The 23,383-nt window shown below is 42.1% G+C and carries 20 protein-coding genes and 1 riboswitch; of the genes, 13 read left to right on the forward strand and 7 right to left on the reverse strand.

Annotation, left to right across the window (positions count from 1 at the left end; genetic code table 11):
• Positions 1-4: 4 nt before the first annotated feature.
• Positions 5-1,735, reverse strand: a complete 1,731-nt coding sequence (locus Q7U33_RS04265) for a PAS domain-containing sensor histidine kinase (protein WP_304858352.1) — start codon at positions 1,733-1,735, stop codon at positions 5-7.
• Between the two features lie 173 nt (positions 1,736-1,908).
• On the opposite strand from Q7U33_RS04265, the gene Q7U33_RS04270 reads away from it, so the two are divergent.
• Both Q7U33_RS04270 and Q7U33_RS04275 read left to right on the forward strand, forming a co-directional pair.
• Positions 1,909-2,919 carry a hypothetical protein gene (locus Q7U33_RS04270; RefSeq protein WP_304858353.1) on the forward strand — a complete coding sequence of 337 codons (1,011 nt, stop codon included), beginning with the start codon at positions 1,909-1,911 and terminating at the stop codon, positions 2,917-2,919.
• On the forward strand, positions 2,919-3,404 hold the full coding sequence (locus Q7U33_RS04275; RefSeq protein WP_304858354.1) for a hypothetical protein: 486 nt from the start codon (positions 2,919-2,921) through the stop codon (positions 3,402-3,404). The genes Q7U33_RS04270 and Q7U33_RS04275 overlap by 1 nt, the downstream gene beginning before the upstream one ends.
• On the opposite strand, the gene Q7U33_RS04280 is transcribed toward Q7U33_RS04275, so the two are convergent.
• Positions 3,401-5,368 carry an LTA synthase family protein gene (locus Q7U33_RS04280; protein ID WP_304858355.1) on the reverse strand — a complete coding sequence of 656 codons (1,968 nt, stop codon included), beginning with the start codon at positions 5,366-5,368 and terminating at the stop codon, positions 3,401-3,403. The genes Q7U33_RS04275 and Q7U33_RS04280 overlap by 4 nt on opposite strands.
• A gap of 388 nt (positions 5,369-5,756) precedes the next feature.
• Between Q7U33_RS04280 and Q7U33_RS04285 the strand changes: the two genes are divergently transcribed.
• Genes Q7U33_RS04285 through Q7U33_RS04300 form a run of 4 tightly spaced genes read left to right on the forward strand, consistent with a single transcriptional unit; the run spans position 5,757 to position 9,430 of the window.
• The gene (locus Q7U33_RS04285; protein ID WP_304858356.1) at positions 5,757-6,401 is read left to right on the forward strand and encodes a thermostable hemolysin; all 645 of its coding nucleotides are present in this window, start codon (positions 5,757-5,759) and stop codon (positions 6,399-6,401) included.
• Between the two features lies 1 nt (position 6,402).
• Complete coding sequence (locus Q7U33_RS04290) at positions 6,403-7,944, forward strand: AMP-binding protein (RefSeq protein WP_304858357.1); 1,542 nt, start codon at positions 6,403-6,405, stop codon at positions 7,942-7,944.
• Entirely contained in the window at positions 7,941-8,618 is a 678-nt protein-coding gene (locus Q7U33_RS04295) for a TenA family transcriptional regulator (RefSeq protein WP_304858358.1), read from the forward strand. The genes Q7U33_RS04290 and Q7U33_RS04295 overlap by 4 nt, the downstream gene beginning before the upstream one ends.
• A gap of 11 nt (positions 8,619-8,629) precedes the next feature.
• A complete protein-coding gene (locus tag Q7U33_RS04300; RefSeq protein WP_304858359.1) occupies positions 8,630-9,430 on the forward strand; it encodes an SDR family oxidoreductase in 801 nt (266 codons plus the stop codon).
• A 32-nt stretch (positions 9,431-9,462) separates the two neighbouring features.
• Here the strand turns inward: Q7U33_RS04300 and Q7U33_RS04305 are convergent, their stop codons facing one another.
• Positions 9,463-9,609, reverse strand: a complete 147-nt coding sequence (locus Q7U33_RS04305; protein ID WP_304858360.1) for a hypothetical protein — start codon at positions 9,607-9,609, stop codon at positions 9,463-9,465.
• 310 nt (positions 9,610-9,919) lie between these two features.
• Positions 9,920-10,019, forward strand: a riboswitch (TPP riboswitch).
• 65 nt (positions 10,020-10,084) lie between these two features.
• Here Q7U33_RS04305 and thiC point away from each other — a divergent pair.
• Both thiC and Q7U33_RS04315 read left to right on the forward strand, forming a co-directional pair.
• Positions 10,085-11,968 carry a phosphomethylpyrimidine synthase ThiC gene (thiC, locus tag Q7U33_RS04310; RefSeq protein WP_304858361.1) on the forward strand — a complete coding sequence of 628 codons (1,884 nt, stop codon included), beginning with the start codon at positions 10,085-10,087 and terminating at the stop codon, positions 11,966-11,968.
• A gap of 81 nt (positions 11,969-12,049) precedes the next feature.
• Complete coding sequence (locus Q7U33_RS04315) at positions 12,050-13,282, forward strand: DNA cytosine methyltransferase (RefSeq protein WP_304858362.1); 1,233 nt, start codon at positions 12,050-12,052, stop codon at positions 13,280-13,282.
• On the opposite strand, the gene Q7U33_RS04320 is transcribed toward Q7U33_RS04315, so the two are convergent.
• From Q7U33_RS04320 to Q7U33_RS04335, 4 genes are all read right to left on the reverse strand, one after another.
• Positions 13,274-15,127: an ATP-binding protein gene (locus Q7U33_RS04320; RefSeq protein ID WP_304858363.1), complete on the reverse strand. Its 1,854-nt coding sequence runs from the start codon at positions 15,125-15,127 to the stop codon at positions 13,274-13,276. The genes Q7U33_RS04315 and Q7U33_RS04320 overlap by 9 nt on opposite strands.
• Before the next feature lie 286 nt (positions 15,128-15,413).
• The gene (locus tag Q7U33_RS04325; protein WP_304858364.1) at positions 15,414-15,800 is read right to left on the reverse strand and encodes a type II toxin-antitoxin system VapC family toxin; all 387 of its coding nucleotides are present in this window, start codon (positions 15,798-15,800) and stop codon (positions 15,414-15,416) included.
• 1 nt (position 15,801) lies between these two features.
• Positions 15,802-16,047 (reverse strand): type II toxin-antitoxin system Phd/YefM family antitoxin, encoded by a 246-nt coding sequence (locus tag Q7U33_RS04330; protein WP_304858365.1) that lies wholly within the window; start codon positions 16,045-16,047, stop codon positions 15,802-15,804.
• A gap of 137 nt (positions 16,048-16,184) precedes the next feature.
• Entirely contained in the window at positions 16,185-16,319 is a 135-nt protein-coding gene (locus tag Q7U33_RS04335; protein ID WP_304858366.1) for a hypothetical protein, read from the reverse strand.
• A gap of 334 nt (positions 16,320-16,653) precedes the next feature.
• Here Q7U33_RS04335 and Q7U33_RS04340 point away from each other — a divergent pair, with 334 nt between their 5' ends.
• From Q7U33_RS04340 to mutY, 5 genes are all read left to right on the forward strand, one after another.
• On the forward strand, positions 16,654-17,898 hold the full coding sequence (locus Q7U33_RS04340; protein WP_304858367.1) for a pseudouridine synthase: 1,245 nt from the start codon (positions 16,654-16,656) through the stop codon (positions 17,896-17,898).
• A 61-nt stretch (positions 17,899-17,959) separates the two neighbouring features.
• The gene (locus Q7U33_RS04345; RefSeq protein WP_304858368.1) at positions 17,960-18,349 is read left to right on the forward strand and encodes a YidB family protein; all 390 of its coding nucleotides are present in this window, start codon (positions 17,960-17,962) and stop codon (positions 18,347-18,349) included.
• 180 nt (positions 18,350-18,529) lie between these two features.
• Positions 18,530-19,357: an undecaprenyl-diphosphate phosphatase gene (locus Q7U33_RS04350; protein WP_304858369.1), complete on the forward strand. Its 828-nt coding sequence runs from the start codon at positions 18,530-18,532 to the stop codon at positions 19,355-19,357.
• A 78-nt stretch (positions 19,358-19,435) separates the two neighbouring features.
• Positions 19,436-22,147 carry an AsmA family protein gene (locus Q7U33_RS04355; protein WP_304858370.1) on the forward strand — a complete coding sequence of 904 codons (2,712 nt, stop codon included), beginning with the start codon at positions 19,436-19,438 and terminating at the stop codon, positions 22,145-22,147.
• Between the two features lie 56 nt (positions 22,148-22,203).
• Positions 22,204-23,262 carry an A/G-specific adenine glycosylase gene (gene mutY / locus Q7U33_RS04360; RefSeq protein ID WP_304858371.1) on the forward strand — a complete coding sequence of 353 codons (1,059 nt, stop codon included), beginning with the start codon at positions 22,204-22,206 and terminating at the stop codon, positions 23,260-23,262.
• The last annotated feature ends 121 nt before the right edge of the window (positions 23,263-23,383 follow it).

Raw genomic sequence — 23,383 nt, forward strand, 5'->3', positions numbered from 1 at the left:
TTTATTATTCGGCATCGCCAAGTAGCTGCCGCTTTGGTAATTGCACTCTAAAATCTGCGCCAGTGAACTCTGCATTAGTGTTGGCAAGTGTGCTTTTCTCTACTGTAAGCGATCCAAAGTGAGCAGTCACTATCTGTTTAGATACTGCCAAACCTAGACCAATACCGCCTGGGCGCTGAGTAAAGAAAGGGTCAAATATTTGTTCTTTTTGCGCTTCTGTTACGCCAGCACCATCATCGGCAACACTAATAATGACATAATCTTCTGCTTCTAGAACAGATACAAGGACCTTACCGCCTGTTGGCAACACCTGAATCGCGTTCAATAACAAATTGAGTAACACCTGCGTGATTTGCTCTGCGTCACACTCCACCATCATTTGACTCGCGACTGCATTCACCGCATGGTTTTGAACCACCATTGCTAGATTAACATCCTTTTTATTGGCCTGCATACGCAGCATGGCCACCGCATGTTCAACCAAGGGCACCAAATCATGCAAGGCGAACTCTGGCTGGCGCGGTCGTGCGGAATCGACCAACGTAGAAACCAGTTTATTTAACCGTTCTGTTTCCATGTTAATAAAAGCCACCACTTCTTGGCCTTCAACACTCAAGCCTTTTTCACGCGATAAAACCTGTGCAGATGAGCGCAAAATACCTAAAGGCGTTCTAATCTCATGGCTCATAGCGGCGGCCATCTCCCCTGCCACCGCAAGCTTGGCTGCACGGGTCAAGTTCTCTTTAGATAGCGTTAAATCATCCATCATTTTGCCAAATGCATTCGACAACGCTCGCACCTCGGTAGGCCCTTCTACAGTGGGCAATGCGCCTTGCGACGAGCGCATAAATCGATTGGCATAATCAGTCAGCCTTGCTAATGGCTTGGTAATGCGGCCTGACAACGGTGCAGCAAACGCAGCGGCAAGTAGCCCAGTGATCGTCAGCAATAATATAAACATATAACCCATGCGGTGTACTGGCGCCATCACAACCGAGCGATATTGTGCAATTGAAACAACCCAATTAAAAATCGGCGGCTCTGCTGAAGGCTGAATCACAGAATCCACTGAGATATCATGCGCGGCAATTATCTTTTTCCAATGCTGGGTCTCTGCCAACATACGCGCCTGTGGGTCTTGCTCATCTACATTAATCAAAGCGGCTGCACTACCCTGATTTTCTGTACTATCCAGAATCTTAGTAATGGCGCGCCAATCAAAAATCACCCATAAGGAACCTACTTTTTGCTGATTCACATCTAAAATATCGCTAGCAATAGGTAGCTGATGTTCGGCAAGTTGGTACAAACGTACCGTGCGATTTGCAAATGGAATCTGTAACCATTGCGACAAAGCCTTGGCGGGTTTTCCTATGTCTGCTGGCTGGCTAGAAGCAACCACGACATTTTGATTATTCACAACATAAATGGATTGATAAACACCGCGATAGCTCACTTTGAGCTCGTTAAGAAATTTAGATAAGCGCTTGTCAAAGTCACCTATCACCACTTCGTCCATCACCTCTAAACGGCTCCAGGAAACGATATTTTGCAGACGCTCGAACATCATATTGTCCACCTGATGTGACGCAGCATTAGCGCGCGTCTGCATATCGCGCACGATCTCTTCTCTCAATACAGTACGTGCCTCATAAAATGTCAGCAGCGTCATCATCAGCATTGGCAATAGTGAGATGAGTAAGAAGCCAATTAATAGCAACTTTTTAACCGACATTAACTTTACAGAGGACTGATTCAACGTACTGTGCCTGTCGTTACAACCATGTAATTCATCAAAGACTCTTTCATTTGTTTGACCTAGCTCAGCGTATTGCAGGCGTTATCGAATATAATCCGCGTATGCAATTAATTTCAAAAATTATCGCAGATTTTAAGCTTGGAGCATCCATGCATCTTATCAATAAATTCTGTATTGGCAGTGTAGCCCTGCTACTGTTGCTGTGCAAGGCTGCGCATGCAGATGACACGCCACGTCCTGAAAAAGGGTTCATGGACGGCTTCAGATTAGGCGGATATGCCAGCGCAGGTATTGCTATCCCACGTGGTTCAGAAACCACCGCTGCCATTAATGAAATCAGCATGATTCTGACGTGGGAAAACGAAAGCCGCTTTAAGTTTTTTAGTGAACTAGAATTAGAAAATCCGATTTCTTGGGATGATGATAATAAATTCAATACCAAACAAAGCTACATCGATTTAGAGCGTTTTTACCTAGATTACAACTTATCAGACAAAATCAACCTGCGTGGTGGTCGCTTTTTAACCCCCACAGGTCGTTGGAACCAGCTGCACGCCTCACCTTTGGTATGGACCAGCTCACGCCCTGTTGCCACAAGCAGGTTGTTTCCTACCGCAACTAACGGCGTCATGGCGTTTGGCGCTGTGCCACTTGAGAATAGCGCAATTGAGTATTCCATATTCATAGAAACGCTTAAAGATATAGATGAAGATGATGATGAACTGAAATTCAGAAACACTAAAGGTGCGCGCATATCCTTTGGTCAACAAGCCAATATTGGCGTGAATTTATTGTCATTTGACGAAAGAGCCATATCCAACACTCGTTATCATCTGCTGGGCTTAGACTTTATTACCCATCATCGTGGCATTGAGTTCTTAGGGGAAGCCTTTCAACGCTGGGACTCACACAACAACACCAGTGGTTATGGCGCATATCTGCAAACAGCCATTCCTTTACCAATTGGCACAAACTGGTTTGGGATTGCGCGCATTGAAACCTTTCATCGTCCAGATGAAGGACATCATCAACGCTGGCTAATTGGCACAACTTGGCGCGTGAAGCCCACACAATTATTGAAGCTAGAGTTCACTGGTGGCAGTGCAGACCAACCAGAATCACCTCGCGGCTTCTTGGCCTCATTTGCGGTGCTATTCTAATGCGCGTATTTGTCACATTATGGCTAATGTTAAGTTGTTTGTGCTTACACACAGCGGTTTTTGCTGCTGAGAAGCCAATCATTGCAGTGATTGTAGCGAATGACAACCCCAATAAAAGTATTTCACTCGGCGAGTTGAAGCTAATCTATTGGCGCAAAAAGACTTACTGGGAGAATGGTCAACGTATCCATCCCATTAACTTACCCTCTGATAACCCACTAAGATTGCAGTTCTCAAGCAGTATATTAGGCAGTGCCCCAAGCGCGCAAAATGACTACTGGAATGGCTTGTACTTTCATGGCATATCACCACCGTACGTGCTATATTCAGACGAAGCAGCGATTCGTTACGTACAAGAAACTGCGGGTAGCATTGCTTATGCAGATGCCTGCAAATTAGATAATCGTGTTAGACCCTTGCTATGGCTGCTACCTAATGGCGAAACAACAGCGAACTCTTCCATCATTAACTGTAATGAGCACTAATCAAAATACTCTTTCAGCTCGCCATGCTTATAAGCACGTGCGGTAGTTTGGTAATATGCAATCGCTTCATTAAGCAAGCGCTTATCAATAGATGTGGGCTCGGCTTCCAAGCTCACGGCGTCAATATCATAAGCTTCTACCGTCTGTTTAGGCGACAGCACGATTAGTTTGTTGTTTTTGTAATACCCAAGCGCTTGATAATTGCTCACAAATGCCCGCTCAGGTAGTTGCTCACGCGCTGCCTTAAACATAGACTGCCCATAAAAATGCTGCGCACCAGACGTGCCCAATACATCAAGCAAGGTAGGAACAATATCAATTTGGCTCACCATCCTTTGGTAATGCCCTGCTGGCAATAAATCTGGTGCATAAAAAAACAAGGGGATATGATACTTAGCGATTGGCAACTTAGTTTTGCCAGCTACCGACGCGCAATGATCAGCCACAATCACGAATAAAGTATCTTTAAACCAAGGTTTAGTTTTGGCTTTTTCCATAAACTGTCCAATGGCATAGTCTGTATATTTCACAGCGCCTCGGCGACTACCCTGGGGTAAATCTATTTTATTTTCTGGATAGGTGTACGGACGATGGTTGCTGGTTGTCATGATGTGAGCAAAAAATGGCTTTTGCGTTTTAACATTTTCATCAAGAATATTGAGTGAGTTATTAAACAAACTCTCATCATCAACGCCCCATACATTTTCACTTTGTATCGTTGCCTTATCAAAATCGGTACGATCTATTACCTTATAATCATTACCTTTAAAGTACTTGTTCATACTATCAAACACACCATAGCCGCCATAGATAAAAAACGTGGAGTACCCTTTTACTTCAAGCAACTCTCCAATGGTTGCAAGGTGATCTGTGTCTGGACGATGCACAATAGCCTGCCCAGGAATCGGAGGTATCGCAATGGATAACGCATCCAAACCTCGTACGGTTCTGGTACCTGTTGCAAAAACCTTATCGAACACCAAGCTCTCGCCAGCCAATTGGTTTAAATAAGGTGTTAAATTTTGCTCATTACCATAGGTGCCTAAGTAATCAGCAGACAAGCTTTCTACAGAAATTAGCACTACGTTTTTAGGTTGCCGCTTAAACGAACCTAAGTCTGGGGCTAATTGCTTTGCGCTTTTTAAATACTGTGTGTGTTTTGATACGTCATCGTTTTCTGCGGCAACAATCGCGCTTGTCGTTTTACGATCGACGCCAATTGACTTTAAAACTGATAAGGCCTGTATTTGCGGCATAGTTTTATAAAATTTATCGTAATCCAACTCATTTCGCCTAGCCGCAGCTGAAAAACTAAAAACACCATTTCCAGATAATTCATTGGCATAAGCATTCATTGAAAACTCCATCTGATCTACGTTCGCAAACTGAAAGCTCAACAAAGGCAAGGCTATCATAACAATACCCAGACCTAGCTTCTGCTTGCCTGAGCGTTGCACAGTTTCAAAACGTATCACCCTACTCAAAGTAAATACAATCAAAAAGGCAATCAGCGCGATTCCCACTAATATTAGTAGTACAGGGTAAGACTCGCGGATATTTCCAATCACCTCATTGGTGTAAATCAAATAATCCACCGCAATAAAATTGAATCTTGTAGTAAATTCTTGCCAAAAAATATACTCGGACACCGCGCCAAATATCAGGGAAAAAGTAAGGAAACCTGCCACTCCCCAACGCATATGATTCACCCAACTTTTATGACGCAATGCATTAGGTATCACCAATGAAATCAATAGCCACGGTACCATCAGATATGCCAAAGCAGATAGATCAAACCAAAATCCATTGATAAAAATTCCTGCTAGCTCTTTTATTGAAAACTGCGAGAATCCAATTTGAACACTCAACACAACACGCAATAACAGCCAAATACTTAATGCAATACCAACGACAAGCAATGTAAAAGGAACGGTATAGCGTTTTTGAAAAAATAATTTATGCATGTTGGTATTGATTTAAGGCGCACAGGCCTGCTTTTTGTAAGTGGAAGCCATACTAGGCAATCTCTATGCCATCACAATAAGCGCCTGTTCTGATAGGTCTTTTTATAACAGCGCTAAATCAACTAATGCAATATTTGTATGAAATTGGTTTGCCAAAACTAAAGTTACCTACATTTTTTGCATAACTTGTTTGAAATTACTCACAAATAAACACCTTCACTGTACGTTAAACCCCAACAAAACCATGTATAAAAATATATAAGCTATTGATTTTAATTTGGAATATACGATATATATTAACAGTGATGCTTAAAACATACTTCACCAAAGAAATTTAGGCACACTCTTTGCGTAACTCTAGGCATATTTAATTAAGGTGACATATAAAATGCTTAGCCTAAGTTTTAATGCAAGCCCACTATTCTTTAATGCAGAAGCTGCCTATCAAACGCGCCCGTTTGCAGCGGCCAAACGGCACCGTGCGAGCAATATTAAAATAACCTGCGCTGACATAGGCGCACCTGACCGCAGAGAAATTGAACAATTTATCCATGACGTATTTGCACATACCTATGGTGCAGACGTACAGCAGTTCATGCCGCAATTAATTAGCCTACGCGATGAGAATGATGAATTAGTCGCAGCATTTGGTATGCGCAAAGCACATATGGAGCCATTATTTTTAGAGCGGTATTTAGATGCACCGATTGAAACAGTGATGTCTAATCGCTTTAACCGCGTCATTATGCGCCATCAAATTACTGAAATCGGTAATTTAGCGGTATCAAACCCTCGCAATGCTGGTGTTTTAATCGCCAATATCATTCAACACAGCTTAGACATTAATATTGAATGGTGTGTCGCTACCGCCCATCACAGCCTACAAAATGGATTAGTGAAGGGCGGACGTGATGTATATGCTTTACAAGGTGCAGATAAATCACGCTTAAGCGCGTCAGAGCAGGCCACATGGGGAAGCTACTACGACAACTCACCACAAGTGGTTGCGGTTAAAGGCGTAGCGGAACGATAAGATGACGCAACAACACATCATTACTCAAGCAATCGCAGCACATGCTAGCGCTAATGGTTCAAGCATAAGCGCCGAAAAGGTTGCACTGCGGGGCTCGGATTGCAGCCTCACGTATGCCGAACTGCAAACTGCGATTCAACTTCAGTGTCAGGCATGGCATAAGCTTAAACAAGAAGCGCAACCAACCATTGCCCTAGCCGTAGAAAACCATCCAGCTTGGGTGGTGTTAGATTTAGCTGCACTAGAAAGTAACATACCGCTTATTCCGCTACCATTCTTTTTTTCAAGCGCGCAATGGCTACACGCTATGCAAGACGCTGGTGCTAATATCGTGGTCACTGACCAGCCAGCGTTATTTGAACCACTGCTATCCGATAAAATAGTGCGCAAAACGCAATGGATGATCGCGGGCAAAACACTCACCCAATTTGAGTTACAGCCTTCACCAAAAGTCACATTACCTTTAGGCACGGCTAAAATCACTTACACCTCTGGCACTACAGGCAACCCTAAAGGCGTATGCTTAAGCCCAGACAATATGATGAATGTGGCAGCCTCCATCGCCGATGCAACGAGAGTCACGCAAGACGACATACATTTAAATGTGTTACCACTAGCAACCCTATTAGAAAATGTCGCGGGTGTTTATGCACCATTGCTCGCTGGTGCGACATGCGTACTATTGCCTAGTAGCGAAATTGGCTTAAGCGGTGCATCTGGTCTGAATATTCAAAAACTATTAGCAGCTCTTAAACATTCAGAAGCAACAACCGCCATTTTCACCCCTGAGCTTCTTAATGCACTGGTATGTCAGCTTGAGTTAAGCAAAGCTGAAGCTGACGCAACACCACCAAGTTCATTACGCTTTTTAGCAGTAGGGGGCGCATCAGTATCGCCTAACTTACTCAAGCGCGCACAAGCATTATCAATACCAGTATACGAAGGCTACGGCCTTTCAGAGTGTGCCTCTGTGGTTGCATTAAACACCCCAGCTTTTAATAAAATTGGCAGCGTTGGTAAAGTGTTACCTCACCTAACAATCGAACTCAGCAACGAACATGAAGTGATTGTCATCGGCAATGCTTATCTAGGTTATGTCGGGCAAACTGCCGTGCAATCTAACCGCATTCATACAGGTGATATTGGGCATATTGACGAAGAAGGCTACCTCAACATCACTGGCCGTAAAAAGAATATTTTTATCACCTCTTTTGGCCGCAATGTTTCGCCAGAATGGGTAGAGCGTGAACTCACCATTTCTCCTTACATTGCACAAGCAGCATTATTCGGTGAAGCTAAACCATGGAACACCGCGATTATCGTCGCCAGAAAAGGTAGCTCATCTACAGAAATAGAAGCCGCCATTCAGCACATCAATCAAAGCCTACCAGACTACGCCAGAGTCACACAGTGGATATGTGCAGATGCACCATTTACGCTAGCCAATCAACAACTCACCGCTAACGGCAGAAACCGTAGAGACATGATCTGGCAACATTACGAACAAAAAATTAACGCACTTTATGAAAGGCAATACGCATGACTGTTTATCAAACACTACTTCAAGCCACTGAGAAAGAACGTGCTGAACTCCTAAGCTTACCGTTGATTACCAAAGGTGCAGCTGGTGAGATCTCTCACGACACCTATCTGGGATTTCTAACTCAGGCTTATCATCACGTAAAACACACCACGCCACTACTGATGACCTGTGGTGGGCGTCTACCAGCTCACTATGAATGGCTACGTACTGCCGTTGGTGAATATATTGAAGAAGAAATGGGCCATCAAGAATGGATACTTAACGATATTGAAGTATGTGGCGGTGACAAAGAAGCTGTTCGCAATAGCACCACACCAACAACCAGCGCCAGCCTTGCTACCGAAGTGATGGTCGCTTATGCCTATGACATGATTAACCGTGTCAACCCTATCGGCTTTTTTGGCATGGTACTCGTGTTAGAAGGCACAAGCACAGCCGTTGCCACGCAAGCGGGTGAAACCCTGATGCAATCACTCAATTTACCTAAAAAAGCATTTAGCTACCTACTTTCACACGGCTCTTTGGATATTAGCCATGTATCATTTTACGAAAGCTTAGTGAACCAAGTCACCAATCCAGAAGACCAAGCAACCCTCATTCACAGTGCTAAAATATTTTATAGATTATATGGTGATATATTCCGTACAATAGAGGCCGAATACATGCAAAATTGAATAGGGTTCCTATGCAACTAAAAAACAAATGCATTCTGCTCACAGGCGCTACGGGTGGCATTGGTAAACACTTAGCATTAATGCTTGCACGCAAAGGTGCAAACCTAATATTAGTTGGCCGTGATAGCAATAAGCTTGAAACTTTGGCACATCAAATTCAAAACCAAGGTGGCAACGCAAAAACCATCGTGGCTGACTTCGAAATAGCTGGCACCGTACAACAAGTGGTACAACAAGCGACTATAGCCTTTGATGGTGTTGATATTTTAATCAACAATGCGGCGATTCTTGATTTCATCCTATTCGACAATCAAAGCCCTGAACGTATTGCACAAATGGTACAAACCAACGTCACAGCGCCTATTCAGCTTGCCAATGCGATGTTGCCTCACTTCCGATCTAATCATCAGGGTCAACTTGTCATGATAGGCTCTATTCTGGGCTCGCTAGGCTTTCCACATTACGCAACTTACTGCGCTACAAAATTTGCAATCCACGGCTTTTCACAGGCACTACGTCGTGAGCTGGTTGATACCAACATTAGTGTCACCTACATTGCACCACGGAGCATTAATACACCCATGAACGACGCAGCAACGCTCGCAATGCTTGCTAAAACTGGGGGAAATGTTGACGAGCCTGAGAAAGTAGCGGCGATTATTGTTAAAGCAATAGAAAATCAAAAACAGGAAGTTTTTATTGGGCAGCCAGAGTCATTTTTTGCTTGGCTCAATGGCTTTATGCCAAGCTTTGTGAATTTAGGGCTAAAAAAACAAGCACGACTAGCTAAAGAGTTTGCTGCAAAGAAATAACAAACTGATAGCGAACAACCTACTTCACCAGATTAAGCATAAAGCACGACTGGAAAGACTGTCACAGCCAAAACAAGAATCACCCACTCCATGCCCCAGCGCTCTAAATGTCCCGTGAAGTGGAAAAAAAGCGTTGTAATTGCAACAAGGTAATAACTGATATAGATCGTTAATGCCATAATCTCACCAATACTTAATGTTAAATTTGAGTTAATACCACTCAATGTGTGACCAGTGTAACAATAAATGGATCTCAACACTGCTTTTTACACAATATCAGAACCACAAAATGGTGCACTGAAACTGCTTACTTAATCGCATCAATTCACAGCCTATCACCAAATTACACCTATTACTATAAAATGACTTTATTACGGTTCGAACCTTCTAGTAATGACGACTATCTCAGCTTTACTTTAATTAACAATTTACTACCGTTAATAACTTGACTTAAACACTTGGTTTTATAGTCAATTTAGCGTATATTTCGCTAATTGCTAGGGGTCTGTATTTTACCAAAATACAGTGAGATATACCCTTCGAACCTGATGCGGGTCATGCCGCCGTAGGAAAGCATCGGTTTGCTTTCCTACAAATAAATTAAGTAAGGGTATGCAGTTTTCCTGCTCCTTACGTTTTTGCTAGGAGCCACACTTGAACGCCACCGATAAAAATCTTACCAAGTTTCTTAACGAAACCGCCTCTGTTGACGAGAGCGCAACCACCCCATTTGCTAAATCACGTAAAGTGTATGTTGAAGGCTCACGCCCAGATATCCGCGTACCGTTTCGCGAAATTTCATTAAGTGATACCCCTTCTGCTTTTGGTGCAGAAAAAAACCCACCAGTTGTTGTCTATGACACATCAGGCCCATACACAGACCCAACCATCAGCATTGATATCCGTAACGGCCTACCTGCATTACGTACTGGCTGGATTATGGAACGTGGTGATGTAGAACAGTTAGATGGCCCTACTTCAGAGTTTGGTCACCAACGCCTAGTTGACCCAGAGCTTTCAGAAATGCGCTTTAACTTGCACCGCAAACCATTGCGCGCAAAAGAAGGCATGAATGTGAGCCAAATGCACTACGCACGTAAAGGCATTATCACCCCAGAAATGGAGTTCATTGCCATCCGTGAAAATCAACGCCGTGAAAACATGAGCGAGCTGTTGCAAACACAGCACGCAGGCCAAGATTTCGGTGCAAATATCCCTAAAATGATTACACCAGAGTTCGTCCGCGAAGAAGTAGCGCGTGGCCGTGCAATCATCCCAATGAACATCAACCACCCAGAAATCGAGCCGATGATTATTGGCCGTAACTTCTTGGTAAAAATCAACGCTAACATTGGCAACTCAGCACTAGGCTCTTCTATCAGTGAAGAAGTTGAAAAAATGGTTTGGAGCACACGTTGTGGTGGCGATACCGTCATGGATTTATCAACAGGTAAAAACATTCATGAAACACGTGAGTGGATTATCCGTAACTCACCAGTGCCTATCGGTACTGTGCCTATCTACCAAGCGTTAGAAAAAGTTAACGGCAAAGCTGAAGACTTAACTTGGGAAATCTTCCGCGACACCTTAATCGAGCAAGCCGAGCAAGGTGTGGATTACTTCACTATCCATGCGGGTGTACGTTTGGCCTACATCCCAATGACAGCACAACGTATGACAGGTATCGTGACACGCGGCGGTTCTATCATGGCGAAATGGTGTTTAGCGCATCATAAAGAGTCTTTCTTATACGAACACTTTGAAGACATCTGCCAAATCATGAAACAGTACGACGTTTCATTCAGCTTAGGTGATGGCCTACGTCCAGGCTCAATCTATGATGCCAACGATGAAGCACAATTTGCAGAGTTGAAAACTTTGGGTGAATTAACCCAAATCGCTTGGAAGCACGACGTGCAATGTATGATCGAAGGCCCAGGCCACGTACCAATGCACCTGATTAAAGAAAACATGGAACTGCAATTAGAGCATTGCGGTGAAGCCCCATTCTATACATTAGGCCCATTAACCACAGACATCGCACCGGGTTATGACCACATCACCTCAGGTATCGGTGCCGCCATGATTGGTTGGTATGGCTGTGCAATGCTGTGCTACGTAACGCCTAAAGAACACTTAGGCTTGCCAGACAAAGAAGACGTACGTGTTGGCATCATCACCTATAAAATCGCAGCACACGCGGCAGACTTAGCAAAAGGCCACCCTGGCGCACAAATCCGTGACAATGCATTATCAAAAGCACGCTTCGAATTCCGTTGGGAAGACCAGTTTAATCTAGGCCTAGACCCAGAAAAAGCTAAAGAATTCCACGATGAAACATTGCCACAAGAAGGCGCAAAACAAGCCCACTTCTGCTCAATGTGCGGCCCACACTTCTGCTCAATGAAAATCTCACAAGACGTACGTGATTACGCAGCTGAGCAAGGTGTTTCTGAACAAGAAGCACTCACCAAAGGCATGCAGGAAAAAGCCATTGAGTTTGTGAAAAAAGGTTCAGAGGTCTACCAAAAAGTCTAAATACTTTTTGGCTGGGTTTATTAGAATATTTAAGTAACAAAAAAGCAGGTTTAAAAACCTGCTTTTTTATATGTAGTCGTTATGAAAAAAATTAACTTCATTGATCTATTTGCTGGTGCTGGCGGTATGTCAGAGGGCTTCGTACGTGCTGGCTTTAATCCTATCGCACATGTCGAAATGAATGCAAATGCATGTAAAACACTCGTCACACGCTCGGCTTTTCATTATCTTAAAGAAACCAATCAGTTAGATAAATATAAAGATTATTTAACTGGAAAGTGTACGCATGAAGAGCTATTAACAAATTTGCCTCCAACAGTAAAAGAATCAGTACATAACTACGAAATATCAGATGACAATATTTCTGAAATTTTTAAGAAAATAGACAAAAATCTAAATAAAGATATTAAGGTTGATTTGATTATTGGGGGGCCACCTTGCCAAGCATACTCACTTCTTGGAAGACATAAAATTGATGTAGAGAACGACCCAAGAAACGTACTTTACAAACAATATGGAAAGTTTCTAAAAAAATACAAACCTAAAGCTTTTGTTTTTGAAAATGTACTTGGTTTGCTTACTGCAAATAAAGGTCAATATTTTGAAGACATAAAAACTCACTTTTCCAATTTGGGCTACAACATAGATTTTCGAGTGTTAGATGCATCCAACTACGGTGTTCTACAAAACCGTAAGAGGGTAATTATTGTAGGCTGGAAAGCTATTAATGGCGTAAATCATGAATTCCCAATGCCCGATGTTTTGGCTACATCCACTACGATTAATGCCATTTTTGCAGATCTACCTAGTTTAAAACCAGGTGATATTATAAATGTTGTAAATCAGGAGGAGGTTGTTAGTGATAATCTTAAAAAACATAGCCTAGATTCAAGCATTGGGATTACAACCCAACACATTACCCGACCACACAATAAACGTGATTTGGCAATTTACAAATTAGCTATTGAAACGTGGAATACTCAAAAAGTAAGAATTAAATATACAGATATTCCCAAAATACACCGCACACATAACAATACAGAGTCATTTTTAGATAGGTTCAAGGTAGTAGATGGTACAAGCATCTCTCACACGCTAGTTGCACATATAGCAAAAGATGGTCATCATTACATTCATCCAGACGTTAATCAATGTAGATCAATATCTGTAAGAGAGGCCGCCCGTATACAATCATTTCCAGATGATTATTTTTTTGAGGGCCCACGAACAGCAGCGTTTACACAAATAGGTAATGCCGTACCGCCATTACTGGCCTACGCAATAGCAAAAAAATTAAAAGAGAAGCTAATTTGAATTAAACGATTTATGTGTTTGAATAAATTCACTATGAAATTTCTTAGATTGCTCTAGGAGCTCCCTATACGTTTTAACAAATACTTCACCTGTTCTCATGTAGGTTTTCTCTTTTGACTGAAAAACCCCTTCGGTTGACTTACTGCCTCCAACTACATAACATACGACATTAGAAAAGCCACTTTCAGTTGCGTATTTATCTTTTAGAAATACGCCATACTCATATGCTTGTTCAATAGCTTTCTTGTCTATTTTATAGTTACTGCGCTTAATCTCAATAACATATAAAATTCCACCCATAGTATTACTACACAAAAAGTCTATCCGTTTATCATCTTCTTTCAAATCTTCTTCAGGGTATGTTTCTTTAAGTAATTTTGAATATGTAACCTCATCCTTAAACTCTAAAACTCTTGGATCAAGTAACCAAGAGAATTTTTTAAGGAAGTCATGTAAAGTTGGCACTTCTTTTGTCGTATCGTCTTCTAGTAACTTTTCAAAAGTATTTATAACTTCTACGCGCATAGTAGCAAGGGCGCTCAGCTCTTTTGTTTCTGTTATTTTCCAATTATTTAATAAATTAATAATCCTTGGGATTTCTTGTGATGGTACTGTGTTTGCTAATTCAGATGCATAATCTTTGAAAGACTGATGTGAAAACTGATTAATAACCCCTTGAACCATTTGTGTTGAATTCTTTATGTCTATTGAGGGGTCTTCCAATATTGGATCAACAATTTGTTCGGCTAATTTCCTTTCATATGGAACTAAACCCTTTTTCCATTCCAGAACATCAATTCCACTATGTTTTTTTATATCCTCAGATGCATCTCTATTTCTATTTTTTTTCCACTCAACTCCTATTTTCTTTATAACATCTTGCAAGTAACTTTTGAGGGCTGTCGCTTCATCATGCTCCCAAATGAGTGAGTGCCTATCAGTACTAATCACATCCTCTTCGAATTCATCTATAAAGTCGATTTCAAGGTAACCCGTCATATAAGTATGAACAAAATCGTTATCACGAATCCCATAAAACTCAGCCTCATTAACTATTTTTCCTCTCGAGGTTAAGTAAATCCCACGCATTGAAGTGTCTTTCAATGGAGTTTCTGGAGTAATGATTGTGCCTTTTATTCTATTCCAATAGGGGTAAGTAGTACCAAACATGTCATTAGGAAATTCCCAATCATATTGCATTTTAAGTTCCGAAAATTTCATTTCGTTAGTTAGCTGAGTTAAGTTTTTATTATTCAAACTAACATTTACTTTTAGCTCATCAAATACCGTGAACTTTTTTGACAAACTTTTTACGATTAGATCTAAATCAAAAGAGCCTTTTCTTTTAACTTTCTTTAGAGTTAACTCAGTACCATTAGGTAAAGCAGTTGACTCATTTTTCTTTATTATTGGCGGATTATATTCACCCTTTAATCTTTCAATTTCAATTAGATTCATCTCAAATTCATTTATATAACCATCCTTAATAGTTTTAATTAAGATTTCCGAACAAACGCCAAATACAGATAATTTACCCAAACCTTTTTTCCCAATTACAAGACGTTTTTTTATTGGGGTAAATCTCGACTCTACCTCAACACGTCTATTCCTACCTACCATTAGGTATTTATCGTTAATTTCATCGAAACTCATCCCATGGCCGTTGTCCTTAATATAAATTTCTTTGCCACTCAGATTATCTACCAAGTTAATTTCCATTACGTCTGCATCTGCATCATATGCGTTTGAAATTAGCTCAGAGAGGACACTTGGTAATTGGGAATATAAAGATACACCTAAGTGTTTAATAGTTAGTGGGTCATATCTTAATGTTAGTTTGTCCATGATTTTTCTCATTATTTTTACAAGGTTACACTTAACTAATATATTAAAACAAAAAGAGCCAAAGCTCCTTTTTGTTTTATACACCGCTCTCTCACTAAAACTCAAACAAAATATGGCTAACTGATTTCAGACAGCGTAGGGCGTACTCGCTTGCAGTACGCCGTATGTAATGTTCCTTGTCGCCTCTAGGCGTCCATGTATGGGCAGGCTCTGCCCACGCAGTCTTAAATATTTCGTGGGCAACAAGTTGTCCACCCTACAAACTCAATGAAAAAGCCAGTAAATACTATACTTTAACTACCGCCACAGGATACTCCGCCACCACACTATCCGCTGTCATTAGTGTAATCCCTTCCACCGCCGTTTGCGCAACTAGCATACGGTCAAACGGGTCTTTGTGAATGTTAGGTAAAGTATCTACCCCGATTGCATGGGCACTGTTAATAGCGATTTCCAAATATCCGTTGTCTAGTAAATTACGCCTTAATACGGCTATATCTACTTTAAAATCTTCTCGGCCTAGTTTGTTTTTAATAGAGATTTCCCACAGGCTGGCGGCACTAAAATAAAGCTGGTTTTCGGGGTCTTCAATTAAAGATTTTGCTTTGTTTGAAAGCTGTTCTGGCTCGCCAGCTGCCAAGAGTATGATGTGCGTATCTAGTAATAATTTCATGCTAATTATTCCACCCCAAAAGCTTGGCAATTTCTGCTTTACCCATTTCATCAAAATCTTTGGGGGTACTGATCTGCCCTTGCATAAAACCTAATCTTTTTTTACTACTAGGTTCTGGCGCATCTATTTTCGTCACTTTTACCATCGGCTTACCTGCCTTGGCGATAATAAAAGATTCGCCATGCACAGCCTGATCAATCAGCTTAGATAACTGTGTTTTTGCTTCATGAATATTCACGGTTTGCATCACAAACTCCATTAAACTAAGTTAAGTTAGTTTAGTTTAAATTGCAACGTCAGCCAAGTCAACAATTCAGCGGCCTCTTGGGCGAATATTGAGCAACATGCTTGAAACAAAATCCTGTTACGCTAAATTTTTACTTTTCACCCTGAGTTCATGGCCGAATAATCGGCATAAGCCTCCGCACCCACACCACCAGACAAGGTGTGGTTATCTGATACTTCATTCATTAATGCACCAGCCAAGTAGGGTGGGTTCTTGAACCCACGCGTAGCCAATCTTGCAATATTACAACACGTGGGGTTTTAACCCCACCCAAACTGCTCAATGAAAATTTCACAAGACGTACGTGATTACGCGGCAGAACAAGGCGTTTCAGAACAAGAAGCGCTGACCAAAGGTATGCAGGAAAAGCCATTGAGTTTGTGAAAAAAGGCTCAGAAGTTTATCAGAAGGTTTAATTAAACTGATCTTCTCAAGCTTTTATTCTTGATTTGATATCAACAAAACAGACAGCTAATCGCTGGCTGTTTTGTTTTAAATTCAATCAATTGTATTCACGCCTTGCCAATAAAAAAGGCGTAAAATAGCAACATTCAAGGAAAAAAACTTTTGACTACTTTAAAACTCTCAAAAAAATCTGGTGACGCCCCAAGCAATGTGGCAAGTAAAGCACCTGTACGCCGCTCAAACACGCCTACGCGTGATCGCACAACTGCGCCAGTGAAACCACAACGCCCTAGCGAACCAGAAATGAGCGCACCAGCTCGCGCTAGAACTGAGCCTAAAGACCAAGCTAGGCCGCCGCGTCAGGATGCACCACGCCAACGTAACCATCGTCATGATGGTGCTTTGCATACGTCTACACCAAGAGAACAAACGCCAGATAGCCGTGCGCCATCACCGCGCCCAATTGACCCAGATGCACGCAGACCAGATGCTCACAGATTAGACAGCATGCAAACCACTCGCGATAGAGCAGACCGTGAAGGTGCTTATCGTAACCCACCACGCCGTGGTGGCAAGGTGCGCGATGGTTTTGTGGCTAGCGAGTTTGATAAAAACCGTACTAATAAAGAAGCGTTTGCAGCCAAAGCAAACTCTAGCCAACCCGATTTACCTCGATTATCTAAAGTGATGGCGGAGCGTGGGCTTTGCTCTCGTCGTGAAGCGGATGAGTGGATTGTGAACGGCTGGGTCAAGGTCAACGATGAAATCGTCGATACCTTAGGCTCACGCATTTCACCAGATGCTGAAATTGTGATTAGCAGCTATGCACAAGAATATCAGGCTGAAAATGTCACCATTATTTTGCATAAGCCTGTGGGTTATGTAAGTGGGCAAGCTGAAGATGGATATCAGCCAGCCATCGTATTAGTCCATCCAGACAACCAGTGGGAAGATGATCCAGAACTGCATCACCATCATCCTAAGCAGTTTCACCGCGGCATGTTACATGGCTTAGCGCCAGCAGGCCGCTTAGATATTGATTCAACAGGTATGTTAGTGCTCACTCAAGATGGCCGCATTGCGCGCCATTTGATTGGTGAAGATTCTACCGTTGAAAAAGAGTACCTAGTGCGTGTGACTGGTGAACTAAGTGATGCTGACTTAAAACGCTTAAATTTCGGCTTAAGTTTAGATGGCGTGAAATTAAAACCTGCTAAAGTAAGCTGGCAAAATGAAGACCAGTTACGCTTTGTATTACGCGAAGGTAAAAAACGCCAAATTCGCCGCATGTGTGAAATGGTGGGGCTACATGTTGTAGGCTTAAAACGTATCCGTATCGGCAGTGTTAATTTAGGGAAATTACCAGTAGGTGAGTGGCGCTATTTACGCAATGATGAACGTTTTTAAATGACGTTTGATTTGTCCGTTAATTAATTAGCCATTGATTAAATAAAGAAAGGGTTTTGGTTTGGGATTATTTGATAGTTTAGCTGGTGCAGTGTTAGGCAATATGGGTGGCGATAAAGGCGCTATGTTGCAAATTGCCATGGATTTATTTAAACAGCATGGTGGCCTAGAAGGCATACTAACCAAGTTTAATGAAGCTGGCTTTAGTGAACAAACTGCCTCTTGGGTAAGCCAAGGCGATAACTTGCCAATCTCTGCCGAACAAATCATCCAAGTGCTGGGTCGCGATAGCATTGCAAGTATCGCTGAAAAACTCACCCTATCACCAACCGATATCAGTAAGAAAATTGCCGAATATCTACCGCAAGCCATCGACAAAATGACACCGAATGGAAAAGTAGATGGCAACTCAGGCAATCTGCTTGCGGCTGTCATGGGCATGCTTAAATAACCATCTAAAACTTTGAAAGCTGGATTTAATAGAAAAGGTCTATACCCTTTCTGTGTTAATCACACAGATATTTTGCATCAATGCTGTTACCATCAAGATGCAAGCTAAATACACTACATTAATATTGACTTACTAGCTTTACCGTCACTTTAAAACCTCTTTCTCTATTGAAATCAACATATGGATATCTTGTTATTACTTAAGGCCGCCTTACTTGGTATTGTTGAAGGCGCTACCGAATTTTTACCCATCTCCAGCACAGGCCATTTAATACTGGCTGGCGACCTGCTCAACTTTATGAACCATGAAAAACGCAACGTATTTGATATTGCGATTCAACTAGGTGCCATATTGGCCGTGGTGTGGGAATACCGTGCGCGCTTTGTGAGTACATTTGCTGGGATTGGGCGCGACCCAATTGCCAACCGCTTAATCGTTAACTTATCCATTGCTTTCTTGCCACTTGCTATCTTGGGTTTAACGTTCGGTGACCTCATCAAAGCTTATCTATTCAAACCCGTGCCAGTCGCGATGGCATTTATTATTGGCGCGTTTATTATTTTCTGGGCAGAGAAACGTAAGCATACCGTCACCATAGAAACCGTTGATGACATTCGCCCTATCGATGCTTTAAAACTCGGCCTTGCACAAGCCGTTGCGCTGATTCCTGGTATGTCGCGTTCTGGCTCAACCATTATTGGTGGCTTATTTTTTGGGTTATCTCGTAAAGCGGCTGCGGAATTTTCATTTTTCCTCGCGGTACCTACGCTAGGCATCGCCTCTATTTACTCGATGTACAAAGACAGCGCCCTCATTAGCATGGATGACATGGGCGCATGGGCAATGGGGTTTATATTTTCTTTTATTAGTGCCATGATTGCGGTTAGAGCGCTTATTCGCTATGTTAGCCACCATGATTTCACGATTTTTGCATGGTACCGCCTTGCGTTTGGCGTAATTGTACTAGTGACGGCCTATACAGGCTTAGTGAACTGGACTGTGCATTAAAGTAAAAATAACAATATGAACGAACTATACTGATGATGCCAAAAAACTAATCATCAATATGACTTAGAAGGTGACATTATGAAAAAATTATTGAAATACAGTCTGTTTGGCATTGCTGGCTTGGTTGCCTTGCTGGTTTTGGTCGTTCCTATCATCTATGCCACGTTCAACCCGAATGATTACAAGCCGCTTATCATTAAGCTAGTGCAAGAGAAAAAACAGCGCACGCTTAATATTGAAGGTGACATTAAGCTCGCTTTCTGGCCAAAAATTGGGGCAGACTTAGGCAAAGTTTCCATTTCAGAGCACAAGTCTGACCAAACCTTTGCCTCTATTCAAGGCGCTAAAGTGGCGCTTGCCCTGCTACCTTTGCTCAAAAAAGAGCTAGTAGTCGATACTATCTACATTGATGGTGCTCAAGCAAACATCATTAAATATAAAGACGGCACCACAAACTTTGATGACCTTTTAAGCAAAGATGAAGAAGAGTCTGAACAAATTAAGTTTGATGTTGATGGTGTAAAAGTCACAAACTCAGCCGTCACCTATTCCGATGAAGGCACTGGTGCTAAATATGCACTATCTAAATTTAATTTAAACGCAGGTCACGTTGCATTAGCCCAGCCATTTGATTTAGCCACCGACTTTAGCGCTACAGCAAACCAACCTGCAGTCGCGGTAGATGTAAAACTAAAAGGTAACTTTTTGGCAGACCCTGAAGCTAAACATTTTGCGGCAAAAGACTTAGATGCCTCAGTTAAAGGTGATTTGTTAGGTGGTAAAAACATAGACATTACCATGAGTGGTGACGTAGATGCCAAACCTGAAACACGCGAATTCTTAATTGATAGCCTAAAACTGGCGTTAACTGGCCAATTTGACGGTGCTAAAGTTGCGGTAGATTTAAACGCACCCGCACTGATTGCGCAAAAAGATGAAGTCACCAGCAAAAAAATCACCGTCAGCTTAAGTCAAGAAAAAGCGAGCGACTCATTTAAAGCAAGTTTGGTATTAGCTGATATTAAAGGCTCGCCTAAAGCCTTACAAAGCAGTGGTATTAGTGGTGAAATTACTGGCACACAAGGCAAACGTAGCATTAACGGTAAGTTTTCATCTCCTTTCCAAGGTAATCTTGAAAGTTTGATTTTTGACTTACCTAAACTTGCTGGCAATATAGACATTAAAGACCCTGCTATTCCTAATGGTAGCGCTAAAGTCAATTTCGACTTAAGTTTACATACCGACGCTAAACAAGAACAAGTAAATAGCAAGTTCTTGATGAACGTTGATAACACCAAACTTAATGGTGATGTGGCTGTCACCAGCTTTAAAAAACCGAATATTAAATTCAATTTAAATGCTGATACTTTAGATTTAAACAAGCTACTAGGTACTAGTAAAGCCGAGAAAACTGATCCCAAAAAAGCTGAATCTGCAAACCAAAAGCCTGCCGATTTATCTGCATTAGCGAATCTACTATTAGATGGAAAAATCAATATCGGCAATATTATTTACGATAAATATCGCTTATCAGGCCTAAATGTCAACATTAAAGCCGATGGTCAAAAATTGGCGTTATCAGGCCTAAATGTTAAGTTTGATGATAGCCAAATTAAGGGTGGCTTAGGGATTAGCCAGTTTAATAAACCGCTTTATACATTTGATCTTGATATCGACCAACTTAACCTTGATAAATACATTATTGCAAGTGACAAGCCAGCTGAAACTAAAACCAGTACCAAGGCCAACAAGGGGGATGACCCAATTGATTTAAGCGCGCTTAAAGCTTTGAATGCAAACGGCTCAATACGTATCGGCAACTTAAGATACGGTAAAACGAAAGCCTCAAACGTACGTGTTGATCTAAAAGCCGAAAACGGTATTGCGACAATTGCACCTCTATCTGCAAATTTGTATCAAGGCAGTATGAACGGCTCACTTAGCGTTGACGCGCGTAACACACCAAGCATTGCGTTTAAGCAAGACATGAAAGGCATTGCGATTGGCCCTTTGTTGGTTGATGCCATTAACAACGACATGTTAGATGGCAGAGGCTCGCTCAATGTGGATGTGAGCGCTTCTGGCAATACCGTTGGCGCAATGAAAAAAGCGCTCAATGGTAAATCCTCACTGCAACTTGCCGATGGTGCAATCAAAGGCATTGATATCGCAGGCACCATTCGCAATGCAAAATCTAAGCTCAATATCCTCAAAGGCCAAAGCACTATTGGCGCTGATCAAACACAAAAAACTGACTTCAGTGAATTAACAGCCTCATTCGATATTAAAAATGGCGTCGCGCACAATGAAGACCTCGCCATGAAAGCCCCTATTTTAAGGTTAGCAAAAGGCGATAGTCGTGGTGATGTGGATATCGCTAATGAAACCATTAATTATTTAGCCAAACCAACCATTGTTAAATCAATCCAAGGGCAAGGCGGCGCTGACTTAGATGCACTCGCTGGCGTTGCTATCCCAATTAAAGTAACAGGTACTTTCTCAGCGCCTAAATATGGTGTTGACTTTGCCTCGCTTGGCACTGCGATTGCTAAATCTAACCCACTCGATAAAGTAGGTGGCGATAAAGCTGGTGCTGCTAAAGGCTTAATAGGTGACGGTGACAAAGTAGATGCCCTAAAAGGCTTATTAGGTAAAAGCAAGCCAACAGAAACTGCACCAAGCACTGCTAACGCTACTACAGATAGCACAACTACCGAACAACCAAAATCTGCTGAAGAAATTGCAAAAGAAAAAGCTGAGAAAAAACTTAAAAAACTCCTTAACTTTTAAGTAGTTTAAGTGAATCAACTCGAGCCATTACCCATTACTCACACTCCATACTGTTTATGACTGACTTTGCCAACCGCCTCATTGCTTGGCAAAAGGTGCATGGGCGCCATGACCTGCCCTGGCAAAACACCACAGACCCTTATGCAATTTGGGTGTCAGAAATCATGCTTCAGCAAACTCAAGTCTCTGCTGTGATTGGTTACTACGCTAAATTTATGGCGCGGTTTCCAACGATTGCCGCGTTGGCGAATGCCACCCAAGACGAAGTATTACAACATTGGAGTGGTCTTGGCTATTACTCAAGAGCGCGTAACCTGCACAATGCCGCACAAACCATCGTAGACGAGCATAGTGGCATGTTCCCACAAGACTTCGACACCATACAAACACTCTCTGGCATTGGGCGCTCTACAGCCGCCGCAATCGCCTCCTTTGCTTTTCATCAAGTGCAAACGATACTGGATGGCAATGTTAAACGCGTACTGACTAGGCACTTTGCAATTGCAGGCTGGCCTAGCACCCCAAAAATTGAAAAAGCACTATGGCAACTAGCTGAGAAGCTATTGCCGCAGTCCGACATGGTTGCCTATACTCAAGGACTGATGGACTTAGGCGCAACTATCTGCACTAGAAGCAAGCCTAAATGTACTACATGCCCATTAAATGAAAGTTGTTTGGCGCGCCAACAAAACCTCACAACTATCTTGCCTACACCCAAGCCCAAAAAGAGCATTCCAGAAAAAAACACAACCATGCTCATTTTGCGACAGGGCAATGAAATCATGCTCATCAAACGCCCATCTAGCGGCATTTGGGGTGGCTTATGGAGTTTCCCAGAGTACGACGAAAACACGCTAACAAGCAATGATTATGCAACGATTGCCCTCAATCAGTTTGGCATCTCAGCCACGGCAGACAGCGCACTACCAACGTTTAGTCATGCATTTACCCACTTCAAGCTACATATCAAACCACAACCCTTAACTATTACAAAACAAACGCTACAAGCAAGAGAAGCAGGCTTTATCTGGCTAAATATCGAAGATGCGATAGGCGCAGCAATCCCTACGCCTATACGAAATATTCTCTTATACCTACACAAGCACCCATCTTAATTTGATAAGGCCTTGCTCTATGCCTTGCTAAGGCGTAGGATTAAATCATATCGATGCTTAAATATTAGATTGAATCTAACGTTAAAACTACGGTCATACCACGTCATCTAACAACAATCAT

The organism is Methylotenera sp. (assembly GCF_030653755.1).
Taxonomy (GTDB): domain Bacteria; phylum Pseudomonadota; class Gammaproteobacteria; order Burkholderiales; family Methylophilaceae; genus Methylotenera.